Source organism: Arthrobacter wenxiniae (assembly GCF_013376105.1).
GTDB lineage: Bacteria > Actinomycetota > Actinomycetes > Actinomycetales > Micrococcaceae > Specibacter > Specibacter wenxiniae.
The window spans coordinates 48,186-73,565 of sequence record NZ_JAAMFM010000019.1; the positions used below are offsets into that span (position 1 = coordinate 48,186).

The 25,380-nt window shown below is 70.4% G+C and carries 20 protein-coding genes, 1 tRNA gene and 1 pseudogene; 11 read left to right on the top strand and 11 right to left on the bottom strand.

The features are described from left to right. Positions 1–44 precede the first annotated feature (44 nt). Entirely contained in the window at positions 45–848 is an 804-nt protein-coding gene (locus G6034_RS12665) for a DUF1684 domain-containing protein (protein ID WP_176635474.1), read from the bottom strand. A 116-nt stretch (positions 849–964) separates the two neighbouring features. On the opposite strand from G6034_RS12665, the gene G6034_RS12670 reads away from it, so the two are divergent. The 3 genes from G6034_RS12670 (at position 965) to G6034_RS12680 (ending at position 4,868) form a co-directional block, all read left to right on the top strand. Continuing rightward, positions 965–1,561, top strand: coding sequence for an SRPBCC family protein (locus tag G6034_RS12670; RefSeq protein WP_176635475.1), 597 nt, complete (start codon positions 965–967; stop codon positions 1,559–1,561). Positions 1,562–1,687: 126 nt separating this feature from the next. Further along, the gene (gene ppc / locus G6034_RS12675) at positions 1,688–4,507 is read left to right on the top strand and encodes a phosphoenolpyruvate carboxylase (RefSeq protein WP_176635476.1); all 2,820 of its coding nucleotides are present in this window, start codon (positions 1,688–1,690) and stop codon (positions 4,505–4,507) included. A 55-nt stretch (positions 4,508–4,562) separates the two neighbouring features. Continuing rightward, entirely contained in the window at positions 4,563–4,868 is a 306-nt protein-coding gene (locus tag G6034_RS12680; RefSeq protein WP_176635477.1) for a hypothetical protein, read from the top strand. A 16-nt stretch (positions 4,869–4,884) separates the two neighbouring features. Here G6034_RS12680 and G6034_RS12685 read toward each other — a convergent pair whose 3' ends face one another. Next, positions 4,885–5,805 (bottom strand): pseudouridine synthase, encoded by a 921-nt coding sequence (locus G6034_RS12685; protein ID WP_176635499.1) that lies wholly within the window; start codon positions 5,803–5,805, stop codon positions 4,885–4,887. Positions 5,806–5,900: 95 nt separating this feature from the next. On the opposite strand from G6034_RS12685, the gene G6034_RS12690 reads away from it, so the two are divergent. Further along, positions 5,901–7,088, top strand: coding sequence for an MFS transporter (locus tag G6034_RS12690; RefSeq protein WP_218063884.1), 1,188 nt, complete (start codon positions 5,901–5,903; stop codon positions 7,086–7,088). A gap of 41 nt (positions 7,089–7,129) precedes the next feature. Here the strand turns inward: G6034_RS12690 and G6034_RS12695 are convergent, their stop codons facing one another. Beyond that, positions 7,130–7,987 (bottom strand): Fpg/Nei family DNA glycosylase, encoded by an 858-nt coding sequence (locus G6034_RS12695; RefSeq protein WP_176635478.1) that lies wholly within the window; start codon positions 7,985–7,987, stop codon positions 7,130–7,132. Next, positions 7,980–12,953: an Lhr family helicase gene (locus G6034_RS12700; RefSeq protein WP_176635501.1), complete on the bottom strand. Its 4,974-nt coding sequence runs from the start codon at positions 12,951–12,953 to the stop codon at positions 7,980–7,982. The genes G6034_RS12695 and G6034_RS12700 overlap by 8 nt, the downstream gene beginning before the upstream one ends. A 281-nt stretch (positions 12,954–13,234) precedes the next feature. Between G6034_RS12700 and G6034_RS12705 the strand changes: the two genes are divergently transcribed. After that, positions 13,235–13,771, top strand: a complete 537-nt coding sequence (locus G6034_RS12705) for a hypothetical protein (RefSeq protein ID WP_176635479.1) — start codon at positions 13,235–13,237, stop codon at positions 13,769–13,771. A gap of 112 nt (positions 13,772–13,883) precedes the next feature. Further along, positions 13,884–14,294, top strand: a complete 411-nt coding sequence (locus tag G6034_RS12710) for a DUF1801 domain-containing protein (protein ID WP_176635480.1) — start codon at positions 13,884–13,886, stop codon at positions 14,292–14,294. 99 nt (positions 14,295–14,393) lie between these two features. Here G6034_RS12710 and G6034_RS12715 read toward each other — a convergent pair whose 3' ends face one another. Continuing rightward, positions 14,394–15,107 carry a DUF4232 domain-containing protein gene (locus tag G6034_RS12715; RefSeq protein WP_176635481.1) on the bottom strand — a complete coding sequence of 238 codons (714 nt, stop codon included), beginning with the start codon at positions 15,105–15,107 and terminating at the stop codon, positions 14,394–14,396. Positions 15,108–15,252: 145 nt separating this feature from the next. On the opposite strand from G6034_RS12715, the pseudogene G6034_RS19845 reads away from it, so the two are divergent. Next, positions 15,253–15,891: pseudogene (locus G6034_RS19845) on the top strand (nitrilase-related carbon-nitrogen hydrolase); the annotation flags it as partial. 122 nt (positions 15,892–16,013) lie between these two features. Here the strand turns inward: G6034_RS19845 and G6034_RS12725 are convergent. The 4 genes from G6034_RS12725 to G6034_RS12740 form a co-directional block, all read right to left on the bottom strand. Beyond that, positions 16,014–16,742 (bottom strand): YcnI family copper-binding membrane protein, encoded by a 729-nt coding sequence (locus tag G6034_RS12725; RefSeq protein WP_176635483.1) that lies wholly within the window; start codon positions 16,740–16,742, stop codon positions 16,014–16,016. A gap of 74 nt (positions 16,743–16,816) precedes the next feature. After that, positions 16,817–17,461, bottom strand: coding sequence for a hypothetical protein (locus G6034_RS12730; protein WP_176635484.1), 645 nt, complete (start codon positions 17,459–17,461; stop codon positions 16,817–16,819). Positions 17,462–17,510: 49 nt separating this feature from the next. Next, a complete protein-coding gene (locus G6034_RS12735) occupies positions 17,511–19,106 on the bottom strand; it encodes a sensor histidine kinase (RefSeq protein ID WP_176635485.1) in 1,596 nt (531 codons plus the stop codon). Beyond that, positions 19,097–19,834, bottom strand: coding sequence for a response regulator transcription factor (locus G6034_RS12740; RefSeq protein WP_281375475.1), 738 nt, complete (start codon positions 19,832–19,834; stop codon positions 19,097–19,099). Before G6034_RS12740 ends, G6034_RS12735 begins: the two co-directional genes overlap by 10 nt. Before the next feature lie 462 nt (positions 19,835–20,296). On the opposite strand from G6034_RS12740, the gene G6034_RS12745 reads away from it, so the two are divergent. The 3 genes from G6034_RS12745 (at position 20,297) to G6034_RS12755 (ending at position 22,520) form a co-directional block, all read left to right on the top strand. After that, positions 20,297–21,031 carry a hypothetical protein gene (locus G6034_RS12745; RefSeq protein ID WP_176635486.1) on the top strand — a complete coding sequence of 245 codons (735 nt, stop codon included), beginning with the start codon at positions 20,297–20,299 and terminating at the stop codon, positions 21,029–21,031. A gap of 285 nt (positions 21,032–21,316) precedes the next feature. Next, on the top strand, positions 21,317–21,739 hold the full coding sequence (locus G6034_RS12750) for a hypothetical protein (RefSeq protein WP_176635487.1): 423 nt from the start codon (positions 21,317–21,319) through the stop codon (positions 21,737–21,739). Positions 21,740–22,301: 562 nt separating this feature from the next. Continuing rightward, a complete protein-coding gene (locus G6034_RS12755; protein WP_176635488.1) occupies positions 22,302–22,520 on the top strand; it encodes a hypothetical protein in 219 nt (72 codons plus the stop codon). 833 nt (positions 22,521–23,353) lie between these two features. Here G6034_RS12755 and G6034_RS12760 read toward each other — a convergent pair. Beyond that, positions 23,354–23,443: transfer RNA gene (locus G6034_RS12760), tRNA-Ser, on the bottom strand. Positions 23,444–23,536: 93 nt separating this feature from the next. On the opposite strand from G6034_RS12760, the gene G6034_RS12765 reads away from it, so the two are divergent. After that, positions 23,537–24,715 carry a DNA glycosylase AlkZ-like family protein gene (locus G6034_RS12765; protein WP_176635489.1) on the top strand — a complete coding sequence of 393 codons (1,179 nt, stop codon included), beginning with the start codon at positions 23,537–23,539 and terminating at the stop codon, positions 24,713–24,715. 160 nt (positions 24,716–24,875) lie between these two features. Here G6034_RS12765 and tadA read toward each other — a convergent pair whose 3' ends face one another. Next, positions 24,876–25,370, bottom strand: coding sequence for a tRNA adenosine(34) deaminase TadA (gene tadA / locus G6034_RS12770; RefSeq protein WP_343038042.1), 495 nt, complete (start codon positions 25,368–25,370; stop codon positions 24,876–24,878). Positions 25,371–25,380: the final 10 nt, after the last annotated feature.

Below are 25,380 nucleotides of genomic sequence, written 5' to 3' on the forward strand. Positions count from 1 at the left end.
GACGCCCCGGGGAACGAGGAGGCGTCACCATCTCCCACGGGCGGCTACCGCGGGTTCCGCTCGCCGGCCTCGATGGGGGCGTTGATGCGGTTGCCTTCCACGGGGGACGGGCAGGTGCCGTAGTCGGTGAAGGCGCTGGGGTAATTGATGGCGCGGTTGAAATCCACCACCACGGTGCCGTCGGGGCGCGGGCGGGAAAGTTCAAGCTTGCGCCAGTGCGGGCTGGTGACATTGTTGGTGTCGTCAAAGAAGGTGACCACCAGGGATCCGAGCCGGCCTTCCTCGGCGGCCAGGCGGTGCGTGGTGCCGCCCAAATCGAACACGACCTCGCCCACCAGCACCGCCGTGCCGGGCACCTCCGGGTTGGCCGTCGCGATGTCCACCGCCCGTGGCTCCGCGTAGGGTTCGTACGTCCCGGTCAGCACCAGGTCCTTGTTGTAGCCGAACACGGGCACGCCGGTGAACTGTGTCCTGGTGGGCGACTGGGAGTCGCGGGTGCGGACCATGTACCGGTTGGCGCGCATGCCCAGCTCCACCACCACGGAGCCGAACTGGACCCACATCAGGGATTCCTCGTCCTGGAGGGTGGCCGTGATGGTGCCGGACACCGGGGCGCCGCCCTCAACCAGCGTGAGGTGGTGGTCCGGGGCGGCGGTGAGGGACGCCGTCGTGCCGTCGGAGCTCCACAGGCCGGGAACGCCGTCCAGGGCGGCCGGGGCCGTGGGGAGCCACTGGAATGAGGTCAACGCCAGCCAGCCGTGGCTTGCGGCGAGGGCGGTGTTGCGGCCGGTGCGGAAACGGTCCCAGCGCTCGGTCAGGCGGGTGAGTTCCGGGGTTTGCGTGGTCATGGTGCTCCTGTCGGCGGGCCTGCTGTCGGTCCACTGTAGGCACAACGGGGGCGCGTGGGCCGCTATTCCGGCGCCCGTCCGGCGGTGCCGCGCCGGGACGGTGAAACAATGGTCCGATGGGAACGAACAGCGGCGGCGGCCCGGACAACAGCCGCCTGAACAAGGACATGGCCCGCTTTGCGCCGGGCACCGTGGAACCCCTGGACGGGGACCGCGTGAAGCTGGTGCTCACGCGCCACTACACGGCCGCGCCGGAGGCGGTGTGGGCCATGCTCACGGACCCCGGCAGGACGGAGCTGTGGTGGTGCAGGGTGCGCGGGCAGGCCCGGACGGGATCGTCCTTCGACCTGAAATGGCTCAACGTCAAGGACGAGGGCCACGGGATCGAGACCGACTGGTGGAACGGGCGCGTCCTGGCCGCCGAGGCGCCGCACCTCCTGGAAGTCAGCAATGCCATGCACGGCACCATCCGCGCGGAGCTCTCGCCCACGCCCGCCGGCACCAGGCTCGTGTTCACCAACACCATTGACGTGCCGGCGGACGTGGCGCTGATGTCCCTGGCCGGCTGGCACGTGCACCTGGACCACCTGGCCGAGGCGCTGAACGGCAAGGCCGTGGACTGGCAGCGCTGGTGGGAGGACTTCCACCCTTGCTGGGAGCAGGTCCACGCCGCCTACGCGGGCACGGGGGCCGGGACGAACTGGCGGGTGTGAGGGCGCGCACAGTAGTATCCAAGGGGCCCCACCTTGGGTGCCACCTTGGGCCCCACCTTGGGCCCCACCGTATTCACCGCCGCATACGTGTCCCCCAGAACCACAGACCGTAAAGGACGCTGACACATGAGCCCTGAACCGCCAAACCCTCTCCAGGGAAGCGCCGGCGATCCGGCCGAGGACACCGACCTTCGCCGCGATGTGCGCCGCGTCAGCACCCTGCTGGGCGAGTCGCTGGTCCGCCAGCACGGCCCCGAACTGCTGGCCATGGTGGAACAGGTCCGGCTGCTGACCAAGGAGTCCAAGGAGGCCGCGCGCGGGGAAACGGGCACCGGCCCCTGGAGCGCGAACGACGTCGCCGAGCAGGTCCGCGAGGTCCTCGCCTCCCTGCCGCTCGAGCAGGCAACCGACCTGGTGCGCGCCTTTGCGTTTTACTTCCACCTGGCCAACGCCGCCGAGCAGGTCCACCGGGTCCGCAGCCTGCGCACGCGGGCCGGGGAGGACGGCTGGCTCGCCAGGACCGTCACGGAGATTGCCGGGCAGGCCGGCCCGGTGGCGCTGCAAAAGGTGGTCAACGAGCTCGACGTCCGGCCCATCTTCACGGCCCACCCCACCGAGGCGTCCCGCCGCTCGGTCCTGGACAAGGTCCGCAAGCTCTCCGACATCCTGGCCACGCCGTCCGCCGAAGGCAGCAGCGCGCGCAACCGGCAGGACCGCCAGCTCGCCGAGATCATCGACCAGATGTGGCAGACCGACGAGCTCCGCAAGGTCCGCCCCACCCCGATGGACGAGGCCCGCAACGCCATCTACTACCTGGACAACATCCTCACGGACGCCATGCCGGAGGTCCTGACCGAGCTCAGCGGGCTGCTCGGGGCCCACGGCGTGACCCTCCCGGAAGACTCCTCCCCGCTGCGCTTCGGTTCCTGGATTGGCGGCGACCGGGACGGCAACCCGAACGTCACGCCCGACGTGACCCGCGAGGTGCTGGTCCTGCAGAACGCGAACGCGGTGAAGATCAGCATCGCGATGGTCGACGAGCTGCTGAGCGTTCTCTCCAACTCCAGCTCCTTGTGCGGCGCGGACCCGGAGCTGACCGCGTCCATCGCGGAAGACTTGGCGAAGCTGCCGGGGATCGACCCCCGCGTGCTTGAGCTCAACGCCGAGGAACCCTACCGCCTCAAGCTCACCTGCATCAAGGCCAAGCTGCTGAACACCCGCCGGCGCGTGGCGGCGGACGCCTTTCACGAACCCGGCCGCGACTACGCGACCACTGCCGAGCTCCTCGCGGACCTGGCCCTGCTGGATGCGTCCCTGCGCAACAACGCGGCAGCACTGGTGGCCGACGGGGCCCTGGCCGCGGTCCGCCGCGCCGTCGCCTCCTTTGGCCTGCACCTGGCCACCCTGGACATCCGCGAACACGCCGACCACCACCACGACGCCGTCGGCCAGCTCATGGACCGCGTGGGCGAGCTGCCCGTGCCGTACGCCGCACTGGACCGGCCCGGGCGCCTGAAGGTGCTCGGCGCCGAATTGGCCAGCCACCGCCCGCTTTCCGGCCACCCCATCACGCTCGACGGCGCCGCGAACGGCACCTATGACGTCTTCCGCGTGGTCCGCCGCGCCCTGCGCACCCTTGGCCCCGACGTCGTCGAAAGCTACATCATCTCCATGACCCGCGGCGCCGACGACGTCCTGGCCCCGGCCGTGCTGGCGCGCGAGGCCGGGCTGGTCCAGCTCACGGGTGAGAACCGGTATGCGAAGATCGGCTTTGCCCCGCTGCTGGAGACCGTCGACGAGCTGCGCGCCTCCGCCGAAATCGTGGACCAGCTGCTCTCCGACCCGTCCTACCGCGAGCTGGTGCGCCTGCGCGGGGACGTGCAGGAAATCATGCTCGGCTACTCGGACTCCAACAAGGAATCCGGCGTCATGACCAGCCAGTGGGAGATCCACAAGACCCAGCGCAAGCTGCGCGACGTCGCGGTCAAGCATGGCGTCAACGTGCGCATGTTCCACGGCCGCGGCGGCTCCGTGGGGCGCGGCGGCGGGCCCACCTACGACGCCATCCTGGCCCAGCCCAACGGGGTGCTGGAGGGCGCCATCAAGTTCACCGAGCAGGGCGAGGTCATCTCCGACAAGTACTCGCTGCCCGAGCTCGCGCGCGAAAACCTGGAGCTTTCGCTGGCCGCCGTCATGCAGGCCTCGGCCCTGCACCAGGCCCCACGCCACACGGAGGATGACCTGGTCCGCTTTGGCGAGGTCATGGAAATTGTCTCCGACGCCGCCTTTGCCAGCTACCGGTCCCTCATTGACGACCCCGACCTCCCCGCCTACTTCGTGGCCTCCACACCGGTGGAACAGCTGGGCAGCCTGAACATCGGCTCCCGCCCGTCCAAGCGGCCCGACTCCGGCTCCGGGCTGGGCGGACTGCGCGCCATTCCCTGGGTGTTCGGCTGGACGCAGTCACGGCAGATTGTGCCCGGCTGGTTTGGCGTGGGCTCGGGCCTGCGCGCGGCCCGTGAGGCCGGCCGGGAAGCCGACCTGAAGGAGATGCTGGAGCAGTGGCACTTCTTCTCCTCCACCATCTCCAATGTGGAAATGACCCTCGCCAAGACGGACATGGAGATCGCCGCGCATTACGTGCGCACGCTGGTGCCCGAGCCGCTGGCGCACCTGTTCGCCACCATCCGCGCCGAATACGAGCTGACGGTGGCCGAAATCCGGCGGCTCACGGGCGAGGGCGAGCTCCTGGACAGGCAGCCCCTCCTCAAACGGTCGCTGACCGTGCGCGACCAGTACCTTGACCCCATTTCCTACCTGCAGGTGGAGCTGCTGCGCCGCGTCCGCGACGCGGACACGGCCAGGGCGGACGTGGACGGGCGCCTCCAGCGGGCGATGCTCATCACCATCAACGGCGTTGCCGCCGGCCTGCGGAACACGGGGTAGTCAGCAACCTCGCCGTCTTTTTCCATGGACGACGGCCGCAACTTAGAATGAGGCAATGCCTTCCTTCCGCGCCACCCTCCAAATCACCGGGCTGCGCCCCGGCCACGCCCCCGGGGAGGTCATGGACCTGGCCGTGGCCGTGGTGGCCTCCCGCCACGTGGTTGAGGCGAACCAGCTCGACATCGTGGGCGGGGTGCCGCGGATCACGGTGCGTTTCATGGTGGAGGCCAGCGAGTACGACGCCGAGAACCACCTGGCGCGCAACGCGGCAGCTTCCCTGCGCCACGGTGTGGAAACGGCGGCCACCACGGGTGCGCTGCGCACCTTCCGCCGCTCCGCGGGCAAGTGGCTGGCCCTCTAGCCGAAGAGGGCGCGGCTCAGCCCGGGAAGGCGGAGAGCTGCAGCCTTGAGGAGTACGACGCCGGCTCTCCCGTGAGGGGGTCGGTGAAGGAAATGCTGTGGGCCAGCAGCTGGAGCGGCCTGGTGTAGTCGTCGGGCGCCTGCTCGCGCAGGACCGGGTAGAACGGATCGTTGAGGATGCCGATGCCCTGCGTGGCCAGGTGGACGCGCAGCTGGTGCGTCTTGCCGGTGTGCGGCGCGAGGTCATACAAGCCCAGCACTTCACCCGAGGCGGCGTCAACCCGCGTGTCCAGCAGCTCGATCCGGGTTTCCGCGTTGGGCTCCCCGGGGACTTCCTCGGCCAGCAGGTAGGTGCGCGACTTGACCATGTGGCTGCGCACCACCAGCGGGAATGCGAGCTCCGGCAGCACGGGCGCCACCGCCCGGTATGTCTTTTGGATGCGCCGCTTTTCAAACAACAGCTGGTACTGGCCGCGCGTCTGCGGGTTGGCGGAGAACAGCAGCACGCCGGCCGTCATGCGGTCCAGGCGGTGGATCGGCACCAGCTCCGGAAGGTCCAGGAGCACGCGCAGCCGCACCAGGGCGGACTCCTGGACGTACATGCCGCCCGGCGTCGTCGGCAGGAAGTGCGGCTTGTCCACCACCACCAGGTTTTCGTCCTGGTGCAGGATGGACAGCTCCACCGGCAGGCGCTTTTCCACGGGCAGTTCGCGGTAGTACCAGATGAACACGTGCTCGTTGAGCGGAGTGTGCGGCGTGACCACCTCGCCGCCGAGCGCCTTGACCTCGCCGCGCACAAAGCGATCCACAATTCCGGCCGGGTCAACATGGCTGAACGTGTCCAGGACATACTCCATGGCGGTGGCCCACGGGCCGGTGTCCGGAATCCGCATGCGCGTGGCGTTGACGCCGTCACGGACGGGAAGGGGGGATTTCATCACCCTTCAAGGGTACCCGCGGGGGTAGTGTCGAGGATGACGGCCTGCGCCCCTCCCCGGCGCATCCACGGCCCGTCGTTGCGAAGGGGGCTGTAGTGGTGAATCGGCGCGGTGTCGCCATGATGTCCTCCGCCCACATGGTGGACGACCTCTACCAGGGCGTGGTGCCGGCAATGCTGCCCTTCTTCGTCTCCGAGCGCCACTACAGCTATGCTGCGGTGGCGGGGCTGACGCTCGCCGCGACCATGCTCTCCTCCGTGGTCCAGCCCGCCTTTGGCGTGTGGAGCGACCGCAAGCCGCGGCGGTGGCTGGTGCCTGCGGGAATGACGACGGCGGCGCTCGGCGTGGGCGCGGCCGGCCTCTTCCCGGGTTATGCCGCCACCTGGGTGATGGTCGCCATCTCCGGCATTGGCATTGCGGCCTTCCACCCCTCGGCGGCCAGCGCGGCGCGGCGTGCGTCCGGGAGCAGCAACCGGGGCATGAGCGTCTTCGCGCTTGGCGGCAACGTGGGCTTTGCGCTCGGCACCTTCATGGCGACTCCGGTGCTGCTGTGGCTGGGGCTTCGCGGGACGGCGCTCCTGATTCTCCCGGCCCTCGTCATGGCGGCGATACTGGTGAAGTGGCTGACGCCGGTGCTCGACGGCCCCGCCGGCGCCCGCCGGCCGTCCGCCATGCCCACGGGCCCGGACAACTGGCCGGAATTCCTGAAGCTGACCTCCGTGGTCGTGGTGCGCTCCATCGTGTTCTTCGGCCTGAGCTCGTTCCTGGCCCTTTATTTCATCCACGGCCTGGGAACCTCCGAAGTGGTGGGCGGCGCCGCGCTGACGGTGTTCCTGGCCTCGGGCGCCGTCGGGACCCTGCTGGGTGGGTGGCTGGCGGACCGGTTCGGGCCGCTCGTTTCCATCCGCTACGGCTTTGCCTTCTGCCTTCCCGCCATGGCCGGCCTGGTCCTGGCTCCGGGCTGGCAGCTGGCCATGATCTTCGTGGTGCTGACGGGCGTGGGCGTGTTCGTGCCCTTCAGCGTCTTTGTCATCCTGGGCCAGAACTATCTGCCCAACCGGGTGGGGACGGCCAGCGGCGTCACGGTGGGCCTCGCCGTCACCGTCGGCGGGCTGTTCAACCCGGTCCTCGGCACGCTGGCCGACGCAACGAGCCTGCACTTTGCGCTGGTGGCGCTCATCGGGCTCCCCGCGCTCGCCCTGGTGCTGGCCGCCTTCCTCCGGGACCCGGCCGCGGCTCCACGGGGCGGGACGGTTGCGACGGTGGTCCGCCCCAAGCCCTGAAGGCGCGCCGCGGCGGCCGCCCGCCGCCGGCCGTCCCGGACTCAGCGTCCGGCGGCCGGCTGGCAGCGCGGGCACCAGAAAATGTCCCGTGCGGCATGCCTCGGGAATGCTGGGTCGCCCATTGTCGCGTGGCGGATGAGGGAGCCGCACCTCTTGCACGGTTTCCCGGCCTGCCCGTACACCCACAGCGAGGCGTCCCCGCGCGCCGGCCCGCCTGTGGTGCTGCGGACGGGCCGGTCCTTGTTGGCTTCGAGCAGCCGGCGGGCCAGGTCCACGATCCGCGGCAGCTCCGCCACGTCCGCCACGGGCGTTTCCGGGTGCACGCCGCCCAGGAGGCACAGCTCGTTCCGGTAGATGTTGCCGATCCCGGCCAGATTCCTTTGGTCCAGCAGTGCCAGTCCGATGGGCCTTTCCGGGGCCGCCCGCAGCCTGCGCAGGGCCTCCCGCGCGTCCCAGTCCGGTCCCAGCAGGTCGGGCCCCAGATGTTCGACGGCGGTCCTGGCTTCCCCGTCCGAGAGGACTTCCAGCGTGCCCAGTGAGAATCCCACGGCGACGGCCAGCTCCGTGGTGAGGACGGCCCGCGCGGTGTGGGCCGGGCGCCGCCACCGGGCGGGCCGCGCGCCCGATGCCCGCCCCGAAAGATTCCCGACCGGGTATATGTCCCAGTGGCCTTCCATGGCCAGGTGGGAATGGATCACGGCGGCCGGGCCGTCCGCGCTGCCGGCCGCCAGGCGCATCATCAGGTGCTTGCCGCGGGAGCGGACGGACTGCACCATGCGGCCCGTGAAATCCGCTGTGGCCAGCTGCGGCACGCGGAAGTCGGACCCCGTGAGCAGCTGCCCGGCCAGGGCGGCGTCGAGGTCCCGGGCCTGCCGCCAGACGGTGTCTCCCTCAGGCACGGATCCGCACCCCTGACGGGGAGCTGTGGGCGCCGGCGTCGAGCAGGGCGGCGGCCAGGGGCGTGTCCAGGATGCCTGCCCCGTTGACCTTTTCCATGGCCAGCTTGTCCACGCCGCCGCGCTTGACCACCTGCACCAGGGCCGCGGCGGCAAGGGCCACGGAGGCGCCGTCGTCACTGAAGCACAGCAGCGTCTTGCCGCCGCGTTCCACGTAGAGGACCAGCGCGCCGTCGACCATCACCACCAGGGCGCCCGCCTTCCGGCCCGGGCGGTGCCCGGACTCCAGCCGCGGCCAGGCCAGGGCGGCGCCGTACGGATTAGCGGGATCGGTCGCGGCCAGCGCCAGCGCCAGGGGAGGGCGGGGGCTGGCCGCGGCATCCTCGCTGAAGGCGCGCAGCCGGTCCACCGTGGCGGGCACCGCGAACTGGGCCGCGCCCAGGTGCTCGATGAAATACCCGCGCCGGCATTTTCCGGTCTCCTCCAGCCGGGCCAGCACCTTGTACATGAGGCCGAAGCCGCCGGGCACCCCCGCCGCCATGACGGAACCGCGGGTCACCACCCCGTACCGGTCAAGGAAGAGCTCGGCCAGGGCATGGCTGCGCAGGGTGTGCTTTGCGGCATCGACCTGCCCCTCCGCGCCGGCGGGCCGCGGCAGCAGGCTCCACCGCCCGGCGCCGGGCGGCGGGGCGCCGCGCTGCGCCGCCGCGGCCCTGCCCGGCAGCCTGCCGTAGCGACCGGACCGGGCCGGCCGGAGCCGCGACGGCGCCGGCCGCTGCCGGTGGGCCGAATGCCCGCCGGCCAGCAGCGCGCGGACGGGCGCGAAGGTGTCGTTGCTGATCCGCCCGGCCCAAAACAGCTCCCACAGGGCGGCCGTGAGTTCGTCGTCGGAGGGCACCAGGTCCGGGCCGCCGGACGCCATTTCCCGCAACTGGTGGAAGAAGTACGCGCCCCCGCCGGACAGCGCGGAGAGCAGGCGGGCGGCCAGCTCGGTTTCGGCAAAGTCGGCCGGCGGGGCCAGCGTGAGCTCGGCGGACTCGGCCGGGTGGAGGCTGAGCCAGCCGTCGGTGCCGCCCAGTGCGCCGGCCCCGGACACCACCACCTCGCCGGCGGCGGTGAGCTCGTCCAGCATGGCCGGGCTGTAGCCGGCGACGCGCTGCGCCAGCACCAGCGGCTCCCACGCCGACGCCGGGATGGGGACTCCCGCCAGCTGGTCCACCACCGTCAGCAGCCCGTCCAGGCCGCGCAGCGCGGGCGTGCCCGACGCCGCGGACACGTGCTGCCACGCCGGCAGGAAGCGGCCGAATGTGGCCGGCTCCACCGGCTCCACCTCGGCCCGCAGGGCGGCAAGCGAGCGCCGGCGCAGGCGCCGCAGGACCTCGACGTCGCACCACTCGGACGCCCAGGAACGTGGGCCCATGGATCCAGGGGGCCCGGAGCGGGCCTGCGGGCCCCCCGAGGAGCCGGGGGCTTGCAGGGCGGGGGCTGGCGGGCCGGGGGCCTGCGGGCCGGGGGCCTGCGGGCCGGGGGTATGGTCGGGGAGGGAGCCGCCGGGGAGGAACTCGCCTTCCGTGATGCGCTTGTCCGCGGCCAGCCGCGCCAAACCTGACTGCACGACGGCGATGCCCAGTCCCAGGCGTGCCGCCGCGCCCGCGGCCGTGAACGGTCCGTGGGTGCGGGCGTGGCGGCCCAGCAGGTCGCCGAGGGGATCGGCCACGGGTTCGACGAAGGCCTGTGGCACGCCCATGGGCAGCGGAATGCCCAGGGCGTCCCGCAGCCGGGCGGCGTCCTCGATGGCCGCAAAGCGTTCCTCGCCGGCCATGTTCACGCGCAGGGCCCGGTTGGCGGCGACCAGTTCCGCCAGGTGCCCGGCCGCCGCGGCCAGGTGGGCGGCCTGGGCCGGACCGGCGGCGTCAGCGTTCCCTGCGGGGGCGGCCGGCGGGATGGCGGCGTCGGGCGTGCGGCCGGCGTCGTCCATCCCGGACTGGGGGACCAGGCGCGCGGCGACCTCCGCCACCGTCAGCGGTCCGAGCAGGCGCAGCAGGTCCGCCACGCCTTCCAGGCCGCGCGCGCGCCGTTCGGGCGCGAGCCGCTGGAGTTCGGCCTCGGTGGCGGTGATGACCTTCGGGTCCAGAAGCTCGCGCAGCTCCACGCGCCCTAGCAGCTCGTCCAGCAGGGCCGGGTCCAGGGACAGGGCCGCGGCCCGGCGCTCGGCGAGCGGGGAGTCGCCCTCGTAGAGGAAGCTGGCCACGTAGCCGAACAGCAGGGACCGGGCGAACGGGGACGGCTGCACGGTGGTGGTTTCCACGATCCTCAGCTCGCGGCGTTCGATGGACGCGGCGATGTCCTTCAGGGCGGGGAGGTCGTAGACGTCCTGCAGGCATTCCCGGACGGTTTCCAGCACGATCGGGAACTGCGGGTACTTCCGGGCCACGTCCAGCAGCTGGGCCGAGCGCTGGCGCTGCTGCCACAGCGGCGACCGCTTGCCCGGGTTCTGCCGCGGCAGGAGCAGGGCGCGGGCGGCGCACTCGCGGAAGCGGCTCGCGAACAGGGCCGAGCCGCCCACCTCCGCGGTGACGATCCCGTCGAGCTCGTCGGGGTCAAAGAGGAACAGCTCGGCTCCGGGAGGCTCGTCGTCCATGAGGGGGACGCGAAGCACAATGCCGTCGTCGGAGGCCATGGCGGAGCCGTCCAGGCCGTAGCGTTCGTGCAGGCGGGCGGCCACGGCCAGGGCCCAGGGCGCGTGCACTGGCATCCCGAAGGGGCTGTGCAGGACCACGCGCCAGTCGCCGAGTTCGTCGTGGAAGCGTTCCACCATCAGCGTCCGGTCGTCGGGGACCTGGGAAGTGGCGGCCTTTTGTTCCGACAGGTAGCCAAGCAGGTTGTTGGCCGCCCACTCGTCCAGCCCGGTGGCCCGGCACCGTTCAAGGGCCTGCTGCCGCGGTGCGGCGCTGACCTCGCGGATGAACGCGCCCAGCGCCCGCCCCAGGTCGACCGGCCGGCCCAGGGAGTCGCCCTTCCAGAACGGCAGCTTGCCCGGCTGGCCGAACGCCGGTGTCACCAGGACCCGGTCAAAGGTGATGTCCTCGATTTTCCAGCTGGTGGCGCCGAGCGCGAAGACGTCGCCCACGCGGGATTCATAGACCATCTCCTCGTCGAGCTCGCCCACGCGCCGCCCGCCCTTGGCGGCGCCGGCTGGGCCTGTCCCGCTGGTCGAGCCTGTCCCGCTGGTCGAGCCCGTCCCGCTGGTCGAGCCCGTCCCGCTGGTCGAGCCCGTCGAGACCCCGGCAGGCTCGCCAACGATGAACACGCCGAACAGTCCCCGGTCCGGAATGGTCCCGCCCGAGGTGACGGCCAGCCGCTGCGCGCCGGGCCGTCCGGTGATGGTGCCGCCCACCCGGTCCCAGACGATGCGTGGTCGCAGCTCGGCGAATTCGTCGGACGGGTAGCGCCCGGCCAGCAGGTCCAAGGTGGCGTCGTAGGCGGAGCGGGGGAGCGCGGCAAACGGGGCGCTGCGCCGGACGGTGTCAAACCAGTCGTCGACGTCGATGGCGCCGAGGGCCGCGGCCGCCACGGTCTGCTGGGCCAGAATGTCCAACGGGTTGGCCGGCACAAAGAGCGGCTCGATCCGGCCGGCCAGCATGCGCTCCACCGTGACGGCCGAGTGCAGCAGGTCCGCGCGGTGCTTCGGGAACAGCACGCCCTGGGAGATCTCGCCCACCTGATGCCCGGCGCGGCCCACGCGCTGCAGCCCGCTGGCCACCGACGGCGGCGACTCCACCTGGATGACCAGGTCCACGGCGCCCATGTCGATGCCCAATTCCAGGCTGGAGGTGGCCACCACGCAGCGCAGCCGCCCCGACTTGAGGTCGTCCTCGATCAGGGCCCGCTGTTCCTTGGACACCGAGCCGTGGTGCGCCTTGGCCAGGACGGTGGGCGCGCCTGCCGTGGATCCTGCCTGGGCCATCATGTCGGCCGGCAGCCGGGCCGGGGACGGCGCGGTCCGCCGGGGGACGGCGTCGGAGGAGTCGGCGTCGTCCGCCCCGGCGAGTTCCAGGCGCTCCCCATAGATCTCATTCAGGCGCCCCGTGAGGCGCTCGGCCAGGCGGCGGGAGTTGGCAAAGACGATGGTGGACTTGTTGGCCAGCACGTGGTCGACGATCTTTTCCTCCACGTGCGGCCAGATCGAGGCGTTGGGGGCGAGCCCCGAGGCCGGACCCTGGTCGTGGGCGGCGGCCAGCGCCGGCAGCTCCGTCATGTCCTCCACGGGCACCGTGACGCTTAGATTCCAGTTTTTCGTGGCGGGCGGGGCCACGATGGTCACGGGCGCGCAGCCGCCCAGGAAGCGCGCCACGGTTTCGCGCGGCTCCACGGTCGCGGAGAGCCCGATCCGCTGGGCGGGCCTGTCCAGGAGGTCGTCGAGGCGCTCGAGGGACAGGGCCAGGTGGGCTCCGCGCTTGGTGCCGGCCACGGCGTGGACCTCGTCGACAATGACGGTGTGCACCCCGGAAAGGGTTTCCCGGGCCTTGGAGGTGAGCATCAGGAAGAGGGACTCGGGGGTGGTGATCAGGATGTCCGGGGGGTGGCTGAGCAGGCGGCGGCGCTCGTTGGCCGGGGTGTCGCCGGAGCGCACACCCACGGTGGCGTGCGGGGCCTCCACGCCGAGCCGCTTGGCCGTCTGCATGATGCCGGTCAACGGCGCCCGCAGGTTCCGCTCCACGTCCACGCCGAGGGCCTTCAGCGGTGAGATGTACAGGACCCCGGTCCCGTCCTTCGCGGTGCCGTCCCGGCGCGCCAGTCCGTCCAGCGCCCACAGGAAGGCGGCCAGGGTTTTCCCCGAACCGGTGGGGGCCACCACCAGCGAGTGGGCGCCGCCGGCGATGGCCTCCCAGGCTCCGGACTGTGCCGGGGTGGGCGAGCCAAAGGCGCCCAGGAACCATTCGCGGGCGGGTGCCGCGAACAGGTCCATGGCGCCGGCGGCGGAATTTGTTTTCACGGCTCCATCATGCCCCACGGCAGGGACATTGATGCGAGAGCGTAACGATTCGCCGCCGCCTGCGGAATGCAGCCGAAAGTGTCCGGGCGGAGTTGTAATCTAGCGGTAGGAGTGGCAACGGTTGCCCTTGCTGTTCCACCGCGCGTGATGGCGCACGGACCAGCGTCCTGAAAGTTTTCGGTCCGGTCCGGTGTGGAAGGCAAGGCGCGGTGCAGACACGGCATGTGGGGAACAACTGGGTCCCCCTTCTTTGTTTGTCCATCCTGTTTCTGGCCGGCGCCGCCGCGAGCATGGTGTCGCTGGCCGGCAACGGTGCGGTGTCCGCCGTGTTCTCCGTGGGCATCCTGCCCGCCGGAGGCGTCATGGCGCTGTGGCTGTGGCGGAACCCGTCGTGGTGGCTCGCGCCCCGCAACCACTACCTGTATCTGGCCGGAGGCACACTGGCGGGCGTGCTGCTGCTTGCCATGGTCCCGTTCCTCCATGGCTGCGGGCCGTGGCTGGTGCTGGGCGCCGCGGTGGCCACCTACGGCTACTTTGAACGGCTGCGCCTGCTCGTGACGGCGGGCGCCGGCGTCGCCCTGACCGGGCTCCTGGCACTGGTGATTCATGCCGAAGTGTGGGGCGGTGCGCTCCACCTGCTGGCCGCGGCCGGCCTGGCGTTCTCCGCCAACCGGCTCTACGTGCTCCGCAACGGACGCCGCCGCGCCGTCCAGGACAGCGACCCCGCCTTCATCGGCCGCTTTGAGGAATTCGACGCCGAGGAGCCGGTGAACTTCTGGGAACGGCCGTAGGGGACCGCCCCCGGCGGCCGGGCAGGCCGCGCCGGGCAGGATAAAGGAAGCACCTGCGCGCCGGGCTGCCTAAGCTGGGTCCCACGGGGCAAACCAGCGAAAGGAACAAACCATGGGCACCACCTTCAGCAAAGAGGAAAAGGCTGCAATGCGGGCTGCGGCGGCCGAAGCAAAGGCCGCCAAGGCGGGCGCCGACCAGAACGCCGCGTGCCTGGCCGCAATCGCTGAAATGACAGGCACGGACCAGGAATTGGCGCAGACCCTGCACGACCTCGTGCAGAAGCACACCAGCTTGGGCGCCAAGACCTGGTATGGCATGCCCGCGTACACCAACACTGACGGCAAGGTGGTGGTGTTCTTCCAGAGCTCGGCCAAATTCAAGGTGCGGTATGCGACCATCGGCTTTCAGCCGGACGCCCACCTCGACGACGGCAATTTCTGGCCGAGCGCATACGCAGTGACCAAGCTGACCGCCGCGGACAAGAAGCAGCTGGTGGAATTGCTCAAAAAGGCCGTCAGCTGACGACGTTCCCACGGGCGGGCCCGCCGCCACTCGCGGGCCCGCTGCCCATCCACTCGTGCACCCGGCGTCAGGCAGCGGCCCGCTGACCCGGGGCCGCGGTCACGGCTGGAACGCGCCGATCTTCAGCAGGTGGTCGCCTTTGTTGCTGCAGGCGGTCAGCGGGTGGGGGATGGCCAGGTGGTCGTAGGCGCTGGGCGGGTACACCAGAACGCTGGCGGCCTGCACGCGCTGGCAGTCCTGGTAGTTGCCCGCCTGGGTGTAGACCAGCACGGCCGTGGCACTCTTGCCCGGCACCAGCGTGATGGGTCCCTTGGATGGCGCCGAGGTGTCGCGGTCCGCCGGGGCGCCGATCGCCGCGGTGGAGCCCGTCTTGACCAGGGAAACGCCCGGGTATCCATTCAGGATGCAGGCGGTGGAGGACTTGTTGGTCAGGATCAGCTTCATGTATATGTGCCCGGCGGCGCCGCCGCCGGTGTCGTCCAGGGCGCCCCTCAGCGACGCCGCCGTGCACAGGGCGGGTGCCGCCGTGGTGGCTGACGCACTGACGTGAGGCGCGGTGCTTTCCATGGGCCGGGCGGTGCTGTCCATGGACGACGCCGTGGTCCCGGCGGGGGCGGAGGTCGTTGCCGCGGGGGTGGTGGCCGTTCCGTCGCTGGCCGTTCCGCCGCTGGGCGTCCCGCATCCGGCCAGCGCCAGCCCCAGCACTGCCGCCAGCCCGAGCAATGCGCTGGCGCGGTGTCTGGGGGTCGGTGTGGCGGCTGCGGCGGGACGCAGGGGGGATTTCCCGGGGAGGTGCTTCTGTGCGGACGTCATTGCTCAACTTTTGCGCCCCCGCCCGCATGAGTCAACTGGCCCCGCCGCGGGAGGGCAGGAAATCGTCGGGGCTGCCCGAATTTCGCGGCAGGCCCCGGCGTTTGCCGGCCGCCCCTGCGTTTAGCGGGCGCCGCGGTGCTGGCCGATCGTGGCCGGCATGTCGACCCCCGGCACGGGCGGCCGCGTCCGCAACACCCTGCTGGTGGCCGGGCCGTCCGCCGACGCCCACTACGACAAGATCCATCTTGTCGACGCCTTTGGCTTCGCCGAATCCGAGGCGGTTGACCCGGGCGCGCGGGTGTCCACCTTTGGGCTCAACGGCACAACGCTGGCCGGGCCACCTGCTACGACGTGCGGTTCCCGCAGCTGTTCGTCTCCAATGCGGAAGCCGGTGCCGCCATCACCATTGTCTGCGCCTTCTGGGGCGCCGGCCCCGGAAAGGCCGAACAATGGGACCTGCTGGTCCAAGCCCGCGCCCGAGCCCGAGCCCGTGCCCGTGCCCGCGCCCGTGCCCTGGACTCGACGTCGTTCGTCCTTGCCGGCGGCCGGGGCGACCCCGCCACCGCCGGCGTCAAGGCGGCCGGCAGCGCGCCGACCGGAATCGGCCGCAGCGCCGTCGTCTCCCCTGGGGGAGGTGCTTGGCAGGCTCGACGGCGGCGAGGGCCTGCTGGTGGCCGATCTTGACCTGGCCGCCGTGGATCGGGTTCGGGCAAGCCTGCCGGTTCTGGCCAACCGCCGGACCATGGTGAACGGCGTGGCGCGCCAGCCGGAACGCATCGGCTGACGCCGCCCCGGCGCGGCGCAGGGGCAGCCGAAAATCGCCGGGGCCCCCTCCGGAGGTTGGGAGGGGGTCCCGACCGTGTTCGCCGCCTCGCCGGGGGCGCGGTCCGGGAAGGGGCGGTGCGGCTACTTCGTGCCGGGCTTGCGGCTGGTGCGCCAGAACGCCAGTCCCCCGAGCACCAGTCCGGCCAGGCCCGCGCCGAAGCCGAGCCAGGCCGGCCAGGCGCCGCCGTCGTTTTCGTCCGCGCTGCCGGCGGATGCCTCCACCGCCGGGGAGCCGTCCGTGGATCCGTGCGAGCCGTGACCTGAGGCCGCGGTGGCTGCCGTGACCGTCAGCGACGGCGCGGGGTTCGCCACGCTGTCCTCGGAGGCACCGGCGGCGGGGACGTCCTTCCAGTCGGTCGCGCCCTTTTCACAGCTCTGCAGGGCCGGGAAGTACAGCGTCTTGCCGACGGCGTCCGGCACCTGCAGCGACAGCGTGAACGTGTCGCGCTGGTGGGCGTCGAGGGGCGACTTGGCCGTGTACGTGACGGAACTGGTCCGCTCGGTGATCTTGCTGCCGTCGGCCAGCGTCCTGGGCGTGCTGAACTTTTCGGTTGCCTCGCTGATGGTCCAGTTCGGATTGACCGTGGGCGTGACGGAATTCAGTTCCCCGGGCAGCGTGATCTTCAGGCTGGTGGTGGGTGAGCCGTTGCAGCCGTGGCTCACGGAAAATGTCACCAGGGAGTAGGAACCGGCGGCCGTCTCGGTGGGCGTCGCCTCGACGTGGGCCGACGCGGCGCCAAGGCCCAGCGCCATGAGGCCGGCCGTGGCCCCGAGGGTGAGGGTGGAGGTGAGGGTGCGGGAAAAACGCATGGAAAGACCTTTCGGGGGCGCAAGGAAGCGCAAAAAATGGGGGGAGGGGACACCCCGCGATTTTTCGAAGGGTGCTAGGCGGGGACTGCCGCCGGAACGGGAGGTCCGCGGCGCGTGTCCGGGCGGAGGTTGCGCCATGGCTGGCGCGGCAGCGGGGCCGGGACAAGGCGGGGGTCCGCGGGCCTGGCCGGCAGCGGAGGTACGACGGCGGCCGTGCGGCAGAGCGGCCGCAGCCAGTTCGCCAGCGCCCACAGGGCGTTTTCCCCCTGCGACAGAAGCACGGCCGTGGCGATTGTCGCCGCGACGTGGGCCGGCCCCATCCAGCCCGAGAGGGCCGCGGCGTGGCCCATGCCGTCCATGCCGGAGCCCATGGCGCCGGCCGCGTGGAGCATGGCCGCGGATTGGTCGACGGCCGAAAGCGAGTGGTTGTGCGCGCCCCCTGGCACGTCGACCAGGGGGACGGTGGCCGAAAACGCGTCGAACGCCCCGTGGAGCACCAGCTGGCTGGCGGCCAGCAGGCCCGCCATGGCCGGCAGGCCGAGGCGGAAGGTGGTGGCCACCGTGGAACACAGCGTGTGGAGGGCCAGCAGGGCGGCCATGATGCCGGGGCCCGGGAGCGATCCGCCGCCAAGCACGTGGGCGGCCGCGGCCAGGCCAAGGACGGTGGCGCCAATGAAACAGGTGCGGAGCAGGCGAAAAGGCGCGTGCGTGCGACGCATCCCGCTCCCTTCGATCAACCGGAGAGGCCAGTTTATCGAAGGAAACAGGCTAGAGGGGAATCGGCAGGTCGGACGGCGGCTGCCCGGGGGTCCCCGGCGCCGGCCCCGGTTCGTGAGCGGCCGGCGGCACGGTGGCAAGCGGCCCCGTGGCCTGGCCGGCGGGGACGGGCGGCAGCCGCACCGTGAAGCTGGTCTCGCCGGGTCGGCTGGCGAGTTCCACGCTGCCATGGTGCGCCTCCATGATCGCGGCCACAATGCTCAGGCCCAGCCCGGTGCTGCCCTGGGTGCCGGTCCTGGCGGTGTCCGCGCGGGAGAACCTGTCGAAGATGATGTCCTGGAACTCGGGTGCAATGCCGGTGCCGTCGTCGGTCACCGTGATCACCGCGGAGCCGTCGCCGTCCTGCGAGACTTTCGTCGCGACAGTGGTCCCGGCCGGCGTGTGCTTGGCCGCGTTGGAGAGCAGGTTCAGCATGACGGCCTTGAACTGGCCGTCGTCGCACCTGCCCCGCACGGGAGCGTCCGGGACGTCGATGGTCCAGTGGTGGCCGGGCGCGCCCACCCTGACGTCGCTGACGGCGTCCATGACGATGGGCGTGACGTCCACCGTGCGCAGGGACAGCGGCTGGCCGTCATCCAGGCGGGCGAGCGTGAGCAGGTCCTCCACGAGCCGGCCCATGCGCAGCGACTGTGCGGTGACCCGGCCCAGCGACGTCTTGCCGTCCGGGGACAGGGATTCGGTCATCTGCAACAGCTCGGTGTAGCCGCGGATCGCCGTCAGGGGGGTGCGCAGTTCGTGGCTGGCGTCGGCCACAAAACGGCGCACCTTCGTCTCGCTGCGCTGGCGGGCCTGCAACGCGTGGGAGACGTTGTCCAACATGGCGTTGAACGCATGCCCCACGTTGCCCACTTCCGTGCCCGGATTCGCCGCGCTGTCGGGGACTCGCACGCTCAAGGCGACCTCTCCGGCGTCGAGCGGCAATTGGGCCACCCGGGTGGCCACCGCGGAGAGCTTTTCCAGCGGCGCCATGCTCCGCCGGATGATCATGGTCCCGGCAAGACCCAGGAACACCAGCCCGGCCAGGGAGACGAGGACGATGGTCAGCACCAGTTTGGCCAGGGTGTGTTCGACGGCGCCCAGCGGCAGGCCCGTGATCTGGACAGCTCCGTTGGGCAGCGTGACGGACTGCAGGCGGTAGTTGCCGATCGACAGGTCTGCATCCCGCGTGGTTCCGTTGGTGGGCAGCGCTGCGAGGAGTTGGGCGTCGTTGCCGGTCAGCTGCTGGCGCGTGCCCGCGGGGGAGAGGACGCCGCCGGTGAGCAGGAAGTTGCCGCTGAGGATCGCGTTGAGCTGCCCGGCCCCGGTGCCGCGGGCGTTGAGGGGGTCCGGCCTGGTGCTGTCGGGACCGGAGGGGTTGTTCAGGTTGAAGTCGTGGGTCCGCGAGGAGGCCTGGGCCAGCTGGGAGTCGAGCTGGCTGTTCAGCGATATGCTCATGGCGCTGTAGCTGATCATGCCCACCAGGACGCAGATCACCGTGAGCAGGGCCAGCATGACGGCCACCAGGCGGGTACGCAGGTGCCAGCGGCCCGGCCGGGCCACGTGGGTGGCGGCCGACCGCAGCTGGGCGCGGCTGGGGATCAGGTGCATGGCTTGACCACGTAGCCGGCCCCGCGGACGGTGTGGATCATCGGCTCGCGGTCGGCGTCGACTTTCTTGCGCAGGTAGGAAATGTACAGTTCCACGATGTTGCTCTGGCCGCCGAAGTCGTAGTCCCACACGCGGTCAAGGATGCGGGACTTGCTGAGGACGTGGCGCGGATTTTCCATCAGGAACTGCAGGAGATCGAACTCGGTGGTGGTCAGCGAAATGGGCGTGCCGCCGCGGGACACCTCGCGGGTGTCGCGGTTGAGCACCAGGTCGCCCACCCTCAGCTTGGCGCTGTCGGCGGCGGTGACGCCGGCCCGCTGGACAATCCGGTGGAGGCGCAACAGCACTTCCTCCATGCTGAACGGCTTGGTCACGTAGTCGTCACCGCCGGCGTGCAGGCCCGTGAGCTTGTCCGCCACGGCATCCTTGGCGGTCAGGAACAGGGCCGGGATGTCCGGGTAGATGGTGCGGATGCGGCCCAGCAGCTCCACGCCGTCCATGCCGGGCATCATGACATCCAGCACCAGCACGTCCGGGTGGAAGGAGCGGGCTGTCTTGAGCGCCTGATGGCCGTCGTGGGCCACGGCAATGTCCCAGCCGGCCAGCTCAAGCCCCATGCGCATCAGGTCGGCCAGCGACGGCTCGTCATCCACCACCAGGGCGCGGATGGGCTCGCCGCCGGGGCGGGTCAGCTTGTCGGGGCCGTTGGCGTGCATCGGTAGGGACATGGGTTAATTCTCCGGTGTGCGTCCCCCGTATGGCTGGAAGATTGCTGGGAGTTTTCTGTGTCCTGTGGCGGTTGCCGCAGGTGCCGCGCGGGGGCGCCGATCGCCCGGGGCCGCAAGGCCGGGTCGCTGTGGACAGGCCGCCGGCAACGTCGTCCTCATCGGGCGCCGGATCCCGGGGTCCGTGACCGGGGTTGGGGAGGGGTTGGGGACGGATCTTGTCGGGGTCTTCAACAAGTGATTGGCCGCGAGATAGAATGCTGTGGCGAGGGTGTCCAAATCCGCGTCCTCGGAGTGTTCGGGTTCGGCAGTTGCCCTGACACCGCTGACTCTTAAGGCCACTGCCCGAAAACACCTGCCGGGCCGCGCACCTGGGAATCCATCATCCAGCGGCTGCATGTGCGGAGGCCACAGCCGATGCGCGGCTTTCGTTCTTATCCAAGCAGTAGCGAAGAGAGCCCGGGCTTGACAGTTTCTGCGGTGTCCTTTCAACGGTGGCTTGACGACGTGGCGCCCGGGACGAGCCATGCAGCGGTGTGCCATGCCGCCGGGATCAAGCGCTCCACACTGGCTCAGCAGCTGGGTCGCGGTCGCGTCACCGTGGCCACGGTGGTCGCTGTCAGCCGTTCCCGGCAGTTGCCGGTGGTTGAATCCCTCTCTGTGTTCCCCGACTACCGTGACCTGGCCGAAGGGACTGCCTCGCCCACCGATGCTGAACTGCTGAGCCAAATATCGGACATGGACCTGCTCCGTGAGATCCTGGCCAGGAGTGCGGCAGCGGACAGCGGCACCGACCCGGCCGAGATCAAGCTTTCCCCCATCCCGCACCGCGCCTCCGTGCGGACGTGGCTGGACGCGATCGGCCCTCCCGACCTGCGCCAACAGCTGTCCCGAAGTGCCGGGATTGCACCGCAAAACCTCTCCGCCCAAATCTGGGCCAACCGGCTCACGCCCGCACTGGCCCTCCGTTCTGCCCGGATCTCCGGCGTGGGCCGCGCCAATGGCTTGGTGGCCACCGGCTTGATCACGCCGGGGGAGGCCGGCTGGCTGCCCGGCTCGCGAGCGGAGGCCCTGCGCAAAACCGCCAACAGCGCACTGGTGGCCTTGGCCGCCGAGCGCATGGACGCCCTCAGCCGCACCCTGCGGCGCAGGGAGCAGGACGCTGCCGCGGCACAGAAAGTATGGGAGAACCTCGGATGAGAACAAGCCTGCAATGAGCATCACGGCCGCCTGCGGCTCTCCCACGGCATGGACCCTTGCCCGCAGCGGGGCTTGCACCCGCCTGGTGTCACATCGGCGCAGCGCTCTGTAACAGTGACAGCAAACCATACACATTTCTATTATTTTCTGGAATACTAATGATTGTGTGAACTTCCCTGGGGGGCGTAAACACGTTCTTTGGGGGTAAGTGGTGGCTGGATCGCACCGGCCACCACTTAAGAGTTCATGTCCGGCCTTTTTCGGACGTCATTCGGAGGAATCTTCATGACCACGTCGCCCAGTGCCAAGCTCCCAGGGGGCATCGAGGGCCCCGGTCCCCCAGCACTCATCTGCTCTGGGTGTGATACCGCCAATAACTTGCTCGTTGAGGCCATCGAAGCCGTCAATCCTGCGGCGCCGGGCTTTGTCTCCATCCAGTATTCATGTTCTGACTGCGGCTCCTTCTACGCCCATGCCGCCAGCGTTCAGCAGGTGGCCGAGCTGCTCAACGCGGGTGCCACAGCCCCGGGGGTCCTGCAATTCGGACGCTACTTCATCCACTGCGGCGAACCGATGGAGGACATCGCGGCTGGCGTTTCACATCTCGGCCCACCTGCGGGCAGCCAAGGCAGTGCCTCGGCGGCGATATCAATTGGAACCCGCCAGCTTAGGTGCCGCTGCGGATTCCAGCTGGATGCGCCGCTATGAGCCATCCCGGCAGTTCCGCCATCCCCGGCAGAAGCCCGGCGACGTTTGTTTCGTCGACCGGAATGGGGCACCCGGGCATGGACCGTGCGATGAAAGGCACCGGCGAGACCGATGCGGCAAAGGCCTTCCGGGCACGGTTGGCCACGGCACCAAGGAACCCGGCACAAAAAGTACCGGTGCCTGGCCCCCACCACACGTCCAAAGGATTGGCGCTCAGGATGCCATGCGCCCGTTGGCATGGCCGAGAATGCACGTTCACGGGGACCATGCCGCAGCCGGGACACCCGGTGGGGGACGCATCCGGACACGGCCGGGGCCGGCTGATTTACGGCTTGGGGTCCCTGGCCCGGGAAGAATGCCCAGAAACGCCCATCCCACAGCACCACAAACCCCTGTCCCGCGACTGGGAGTACCCCGGGCCCACCGCCAACCACGAGGGGCTCCCGAGGTTTTACCGCCTGGGCGTGAACCGGATGGCGGACAGTGTGCCCGGAACGGCCTGGCAGCGCCGGCGCCGGGCATTGACCAACTTCACAACCATGGCTCAACGAGGAGACAACAGATGACTGGACGAATCGAACTGCACCAAGAGACCGACGGGGCCTACCGCATAAAAATAGTCGATGACCTCATGCGCACACTCGCCGTATCCGCCGTTTTCGGGTCACAAAGGGCTGCGCTGGACGGTGTCTTTACCCTGCGGGAAATCGCCGGCACAGCCCACGTCATTGACTGCACCACGCGTGAAACCGCGGCCGGTCACACCAGGACCGGCGCCTGACGCGGCGATCGTCCTGCCAAGCCCCGGGTCCGGCGGAGGGTTTGTCAGAGCCGTTCCATCGTTTTGAAGGCGGGACTTTTTGAGTTGTGGTTGACTTCGGCTTCCACTGGCGGAACCTAGCCGATCCCTTCGTGACTGTGGCCACTGGCTGTACCCATCAAAGTGTTCAGCGGCCGCTATTTCAAGGTCGTCGATCGCGGTCCGTGGCCCCTTGTTGCGGACCGGCTGGCGTCCAACGCCACCGGATCGTCCACCGCCAGTCCTGAGCCCAGGCCTACCACCGGGACTGTCCTGCTCACCGCCCTGCGAAACGGAGGAGGGACACCGTTCTGGAATCCGGCGCCGAACTGACTTGGGCCCCCCGACCAAACCTGAACACTTGTCTGGACGACGGAGCGGGATTCGGATGCCGTGCCCGCCGGGCGATCCGAAGCCAATGCGAAGGCCGAAGCAAGTGCCGCGGCCACCCAGAAGTCCGCACCCGGCAGGGCAGCCGGCGACCAGATAGCTGCCGACGAATCCGTCAGGGTGGCGGCGGAGCAGGATGCCGAGCAGCAACAGCAGGCCCCGGCCACACAGGCGCCGTCGGTCCGGCGGGTGACGTGCCGGACCCTCGGTGTACTGTGCCCGCTGCACAGCGGCGAAGGCTGCTGGGGCTGCCCCTTAGCGAAAGGCAGCCAGGGATGCCGCGCGGGGATGGACCCGGACAATGACGGCATGTCCTGCGACACGTAGCAGAGCGGTCCCGTGGCGGTAGCCGCCGGACGGGAATGCACAAAGACAAAAGGCGCCCACATCGCCGTCAATTCTTGCGATGCGGGCGCCTCTTCACTTGGCGGTGACGGTGGGATTTGAACCCACGTCAGGCTCTCACCTGAACAACATTTCGAGTGTTGCACCTTCGGCCGCTCGGACACGTCACCAACTCGGAAGATACTACCGGTTGGAACGGTCAGTTCAAAAATGCGGGGCTTCCGGACGGGTGCCGGGCGGAGGCGGTGGGGCAGGATGGTGGCATGGACAGTGCAACGCAGCGTGCCTGGAGCTGGCACAGGCAGGGTTTGGACGGATCGCTGGAAGGGAGAGGTGCCGCGGACGTCCTGCGCCGGGCCGGCTGGGCCCGGTCCGTGGGCGGCGCCACTCCCTACCTGACACTGTTCTGCCGCGCCGGCGTCCGCCGGGAGCAGGCCGACGCCGACGTCGCCGCACTGAGCATCCATGAACTGCCGACGGCGCGTGGCTGCACCTATGTGCTGGGCGCGGACGACTTCGCGTGGGCGCTGGCCCTGGGCCGGGACGCCGCCGAGGCGCAGGCCAAGGTGCTGGACAAGCTGGACGTGCCCCGCTCGGAACTGGCCGCGCTGGAAGGCGCCGTGCTCGAGGTTCTGGGCTCCGGCGTCGGCCCCCAGGGCTCCGGTGCCATGGACCCCAAGGAACTCAAGGACAGGCTGGGCGACGCCGTGCGCAGCCTGGGCGAGGCCGGAAAGAAGAAGGGCGCGTCCACCACGCTTCCCGCCGCGCTGGGGCTGCTGCAGGCGGACGGGCGCATCCGGCGCGTACCCGTCAACGGCCGGCTGGACCAGCAGCGCTACGGATACACGGCGTGGGGGCTGGAGGCGGCCGCCCTCACGCCGGAGCAGGTCCGAACCCGGCTGATGGAACGATACTTGGGCTGGACCGGCGGAGCCACGCTCAAGCAGACCCAGTGGTTCACCGCGTTTACCGTGGCCCAGACCAAGGCCGCGCTCGCGGATGCCGGCGCCGTGGAGGTTGACGGGCTGTGGATGCTGCCCGCCGATGCCGACGCGCGGGAAGGCTTCAGGGCGCCCGCCGAGGAGCAGATCCAGCTCCTGGCCGGCAGCGACTCCCTCTTCCTGCTGCGGCGCAACGCCGCCGGGCACTTCGCGGAGGAGGCCCGGGAGCGCCAGCTCGGCAGCGCCCGGCTGGCCCTGCAGGCGGACCTTCCGGACCATCCGATCGTGGACCGCGGCCGGATCATCGGCCTGTGGCAGTACGACCCCGGCGAGGGACGCATCGCCCGCTGGCTCTTCGACGCACCCACCACGGCCGTGGCGCACAGGATCAAGGAGGTCGAGGCATACATCCGCGAGGACCTGGGCGACTTCCGCAGCAACAGCCTGGACTCGCCGTCGAGCCGGCAACAGCGGATCGACATGCTGAACGCCGCGGTTTGAGCCGTGGGCCCGCCGTGGCGGCGTACCCCTGCACCCTGGACCGGTGCGACCACACCGGGCGGAACAACCGGGTGGGCCGGGACGACCCGGGGCCGCGTTTGAACGGGCGCCGTGCGCGCCGCCGATCCGGAAGCTTCTGATGGGGCCCTGAGGCGGGTCGCTACCGGTGGCCGCCGAAGAAGTCCGTCAGCAGCGCCGCGCATTCGTCCCCGCGCACCCCCGGAAACACTTCCACCCAGTGGTTGAGGCGGCGCTCGCGGAGGACGTCGAACACCGATCCGGCGGCCCCGGCCTTCTCATCCCAGGCGCCAAAGACCACTGTCGGCACCCGCGCCAGCACAATGGCACCGGCACACATGGTGCATGGTTCCAGCGTGACCACCAGGGTGCAGCCCTCCAGCCGCCACCCGCCCAGCCGCCGGGCAGCTTCCCGGATGGCGACCATCTCGGCATGTGCGGTCGGGTCGCCCCGCGCCTCCCGTTCGTTGCGCCCCACACCCAGCACGCCGCCGTCGGGCCCCAGCACGACGGCGCCGATGGGCACGTCGCCTGTGTCCAGGGCGCGCCGGGCCTCCGCCAGGGCCAGGCCCATCCACCCGGCGTGCCGTGCCGTGGCGGGCGTCTCGGCCTGGCGGGAATTTGATAAGGGGGACACGGCTCAATGG

Excerpts from the sequence above, each read along its gene's own strand:
- G6034_RS12665 (WP_176635474.1), bottom strand. The coding sequence starts at position 848 with ATGACCACGCAAACCCCGGAACTCACCCGCCTGACCGAGCGCTGGGAC.
- G6034_RS12670 (WP_176635475.1), top strand. The coding sequence starts at position 965 with ATGGGAACGAACAGCGGCGGCGGCCCGGACAACAGCCGCCTGAACAAG.
- ppc (WP_176635476.1), top strand. The coding sequence starts at position 1,688 with ATGAGCCCTGAACCGCCAAACCCTCTCCAGGGAAGCGCCGGCGATCCG.
- G6034_RS12680 (WP_176635477.1), top strand. The coding sequence starts at position 4,563 with ATGCCTTCCTTCCGCGCCACCCTCCAAATCACCGGGCTGCGCCCCGGC.
- G6034_RS12685 (WP_176635499.1), bottom strand. The coding sequence starts at position 5,805 with ATGAAATCCCCCCTTCCCGTCCGTGACGGCGTCAACGCCACGCGCATG.
- G6034_RS12700 (WP_176635501.1), bottom strand. The coding sequence starts at position 12,953 with ATGGACCTGTTCGCGGCACCCGCCCGCGAATGGTTCCTGGGCGCCTTT.
- G6034_RS12710 (WP_176635480.1), top strand. The coding sequence starts at position 13,884 with ATGGGCACCACCTTCAGCAAAGAGGAAAAGGCTGCAATGCGGGCTGCG.
- G6034_RS12715 (WP_176635481.1), bottom strand. The coding sequence starts at position 15,107 with ATGACGTCCGCACAGAAGCACCTCCCCGGGAAATCCCCCCTGCGTCCC.
- G6034_RS12725 (WP_176635483.1), bottom strand. The coding sequence starts at position 16,742 with ATGCGTTTTTCCCGCACCCTCACCTCCACCCTCACCCTCGGGGCCACG.
- G6034_RS12730 (WP_176635484.1), bottom strand. The coding sequence starts at position 17,461 with ATGCGTCGCACGCACGCGCCTTTTCGCCTGCTCCGCACCTGTTTCATT.
- G6034_RS12735 (WP_176635485.1), bottom strand. The coding sequence starts at position 19,106 with ATGCACCTGATCCCCAGCCGCGCCCAGCTGCGGTCGGCCGCCACCCAC.
- G6034_RS12740 (WP_281375475.1), bottom strand. The coding sequence starts at position 19,834 with ATGTCCCTACCGATGCACGCCAACGGCCCCGACAAGCTGACCCGCCCC.
- G6034_RS12750 (WP_176635487.1), top strand. The coding sequence starts at position 21,317 with ATGACCACGTCGCCCAGTGCCAAGCTCCCAGGGGGCATCGAGGGCCCC.
- G6034_RS12755 (WP_176635488.1), top strand. The coding sequence starts at position 22,302 with ATGACTGGACGAATCGAACTGCACCAAGAGACCGACGGGGCCTACCGC.
- G6034_RS12765 (WP_176635489.1), top strand. The coding sequence starts at position 23,537 with ATGGACAGTGCAACGCAGCGTGCCTGGAGCTGGCACAGGCAGGGTTTG.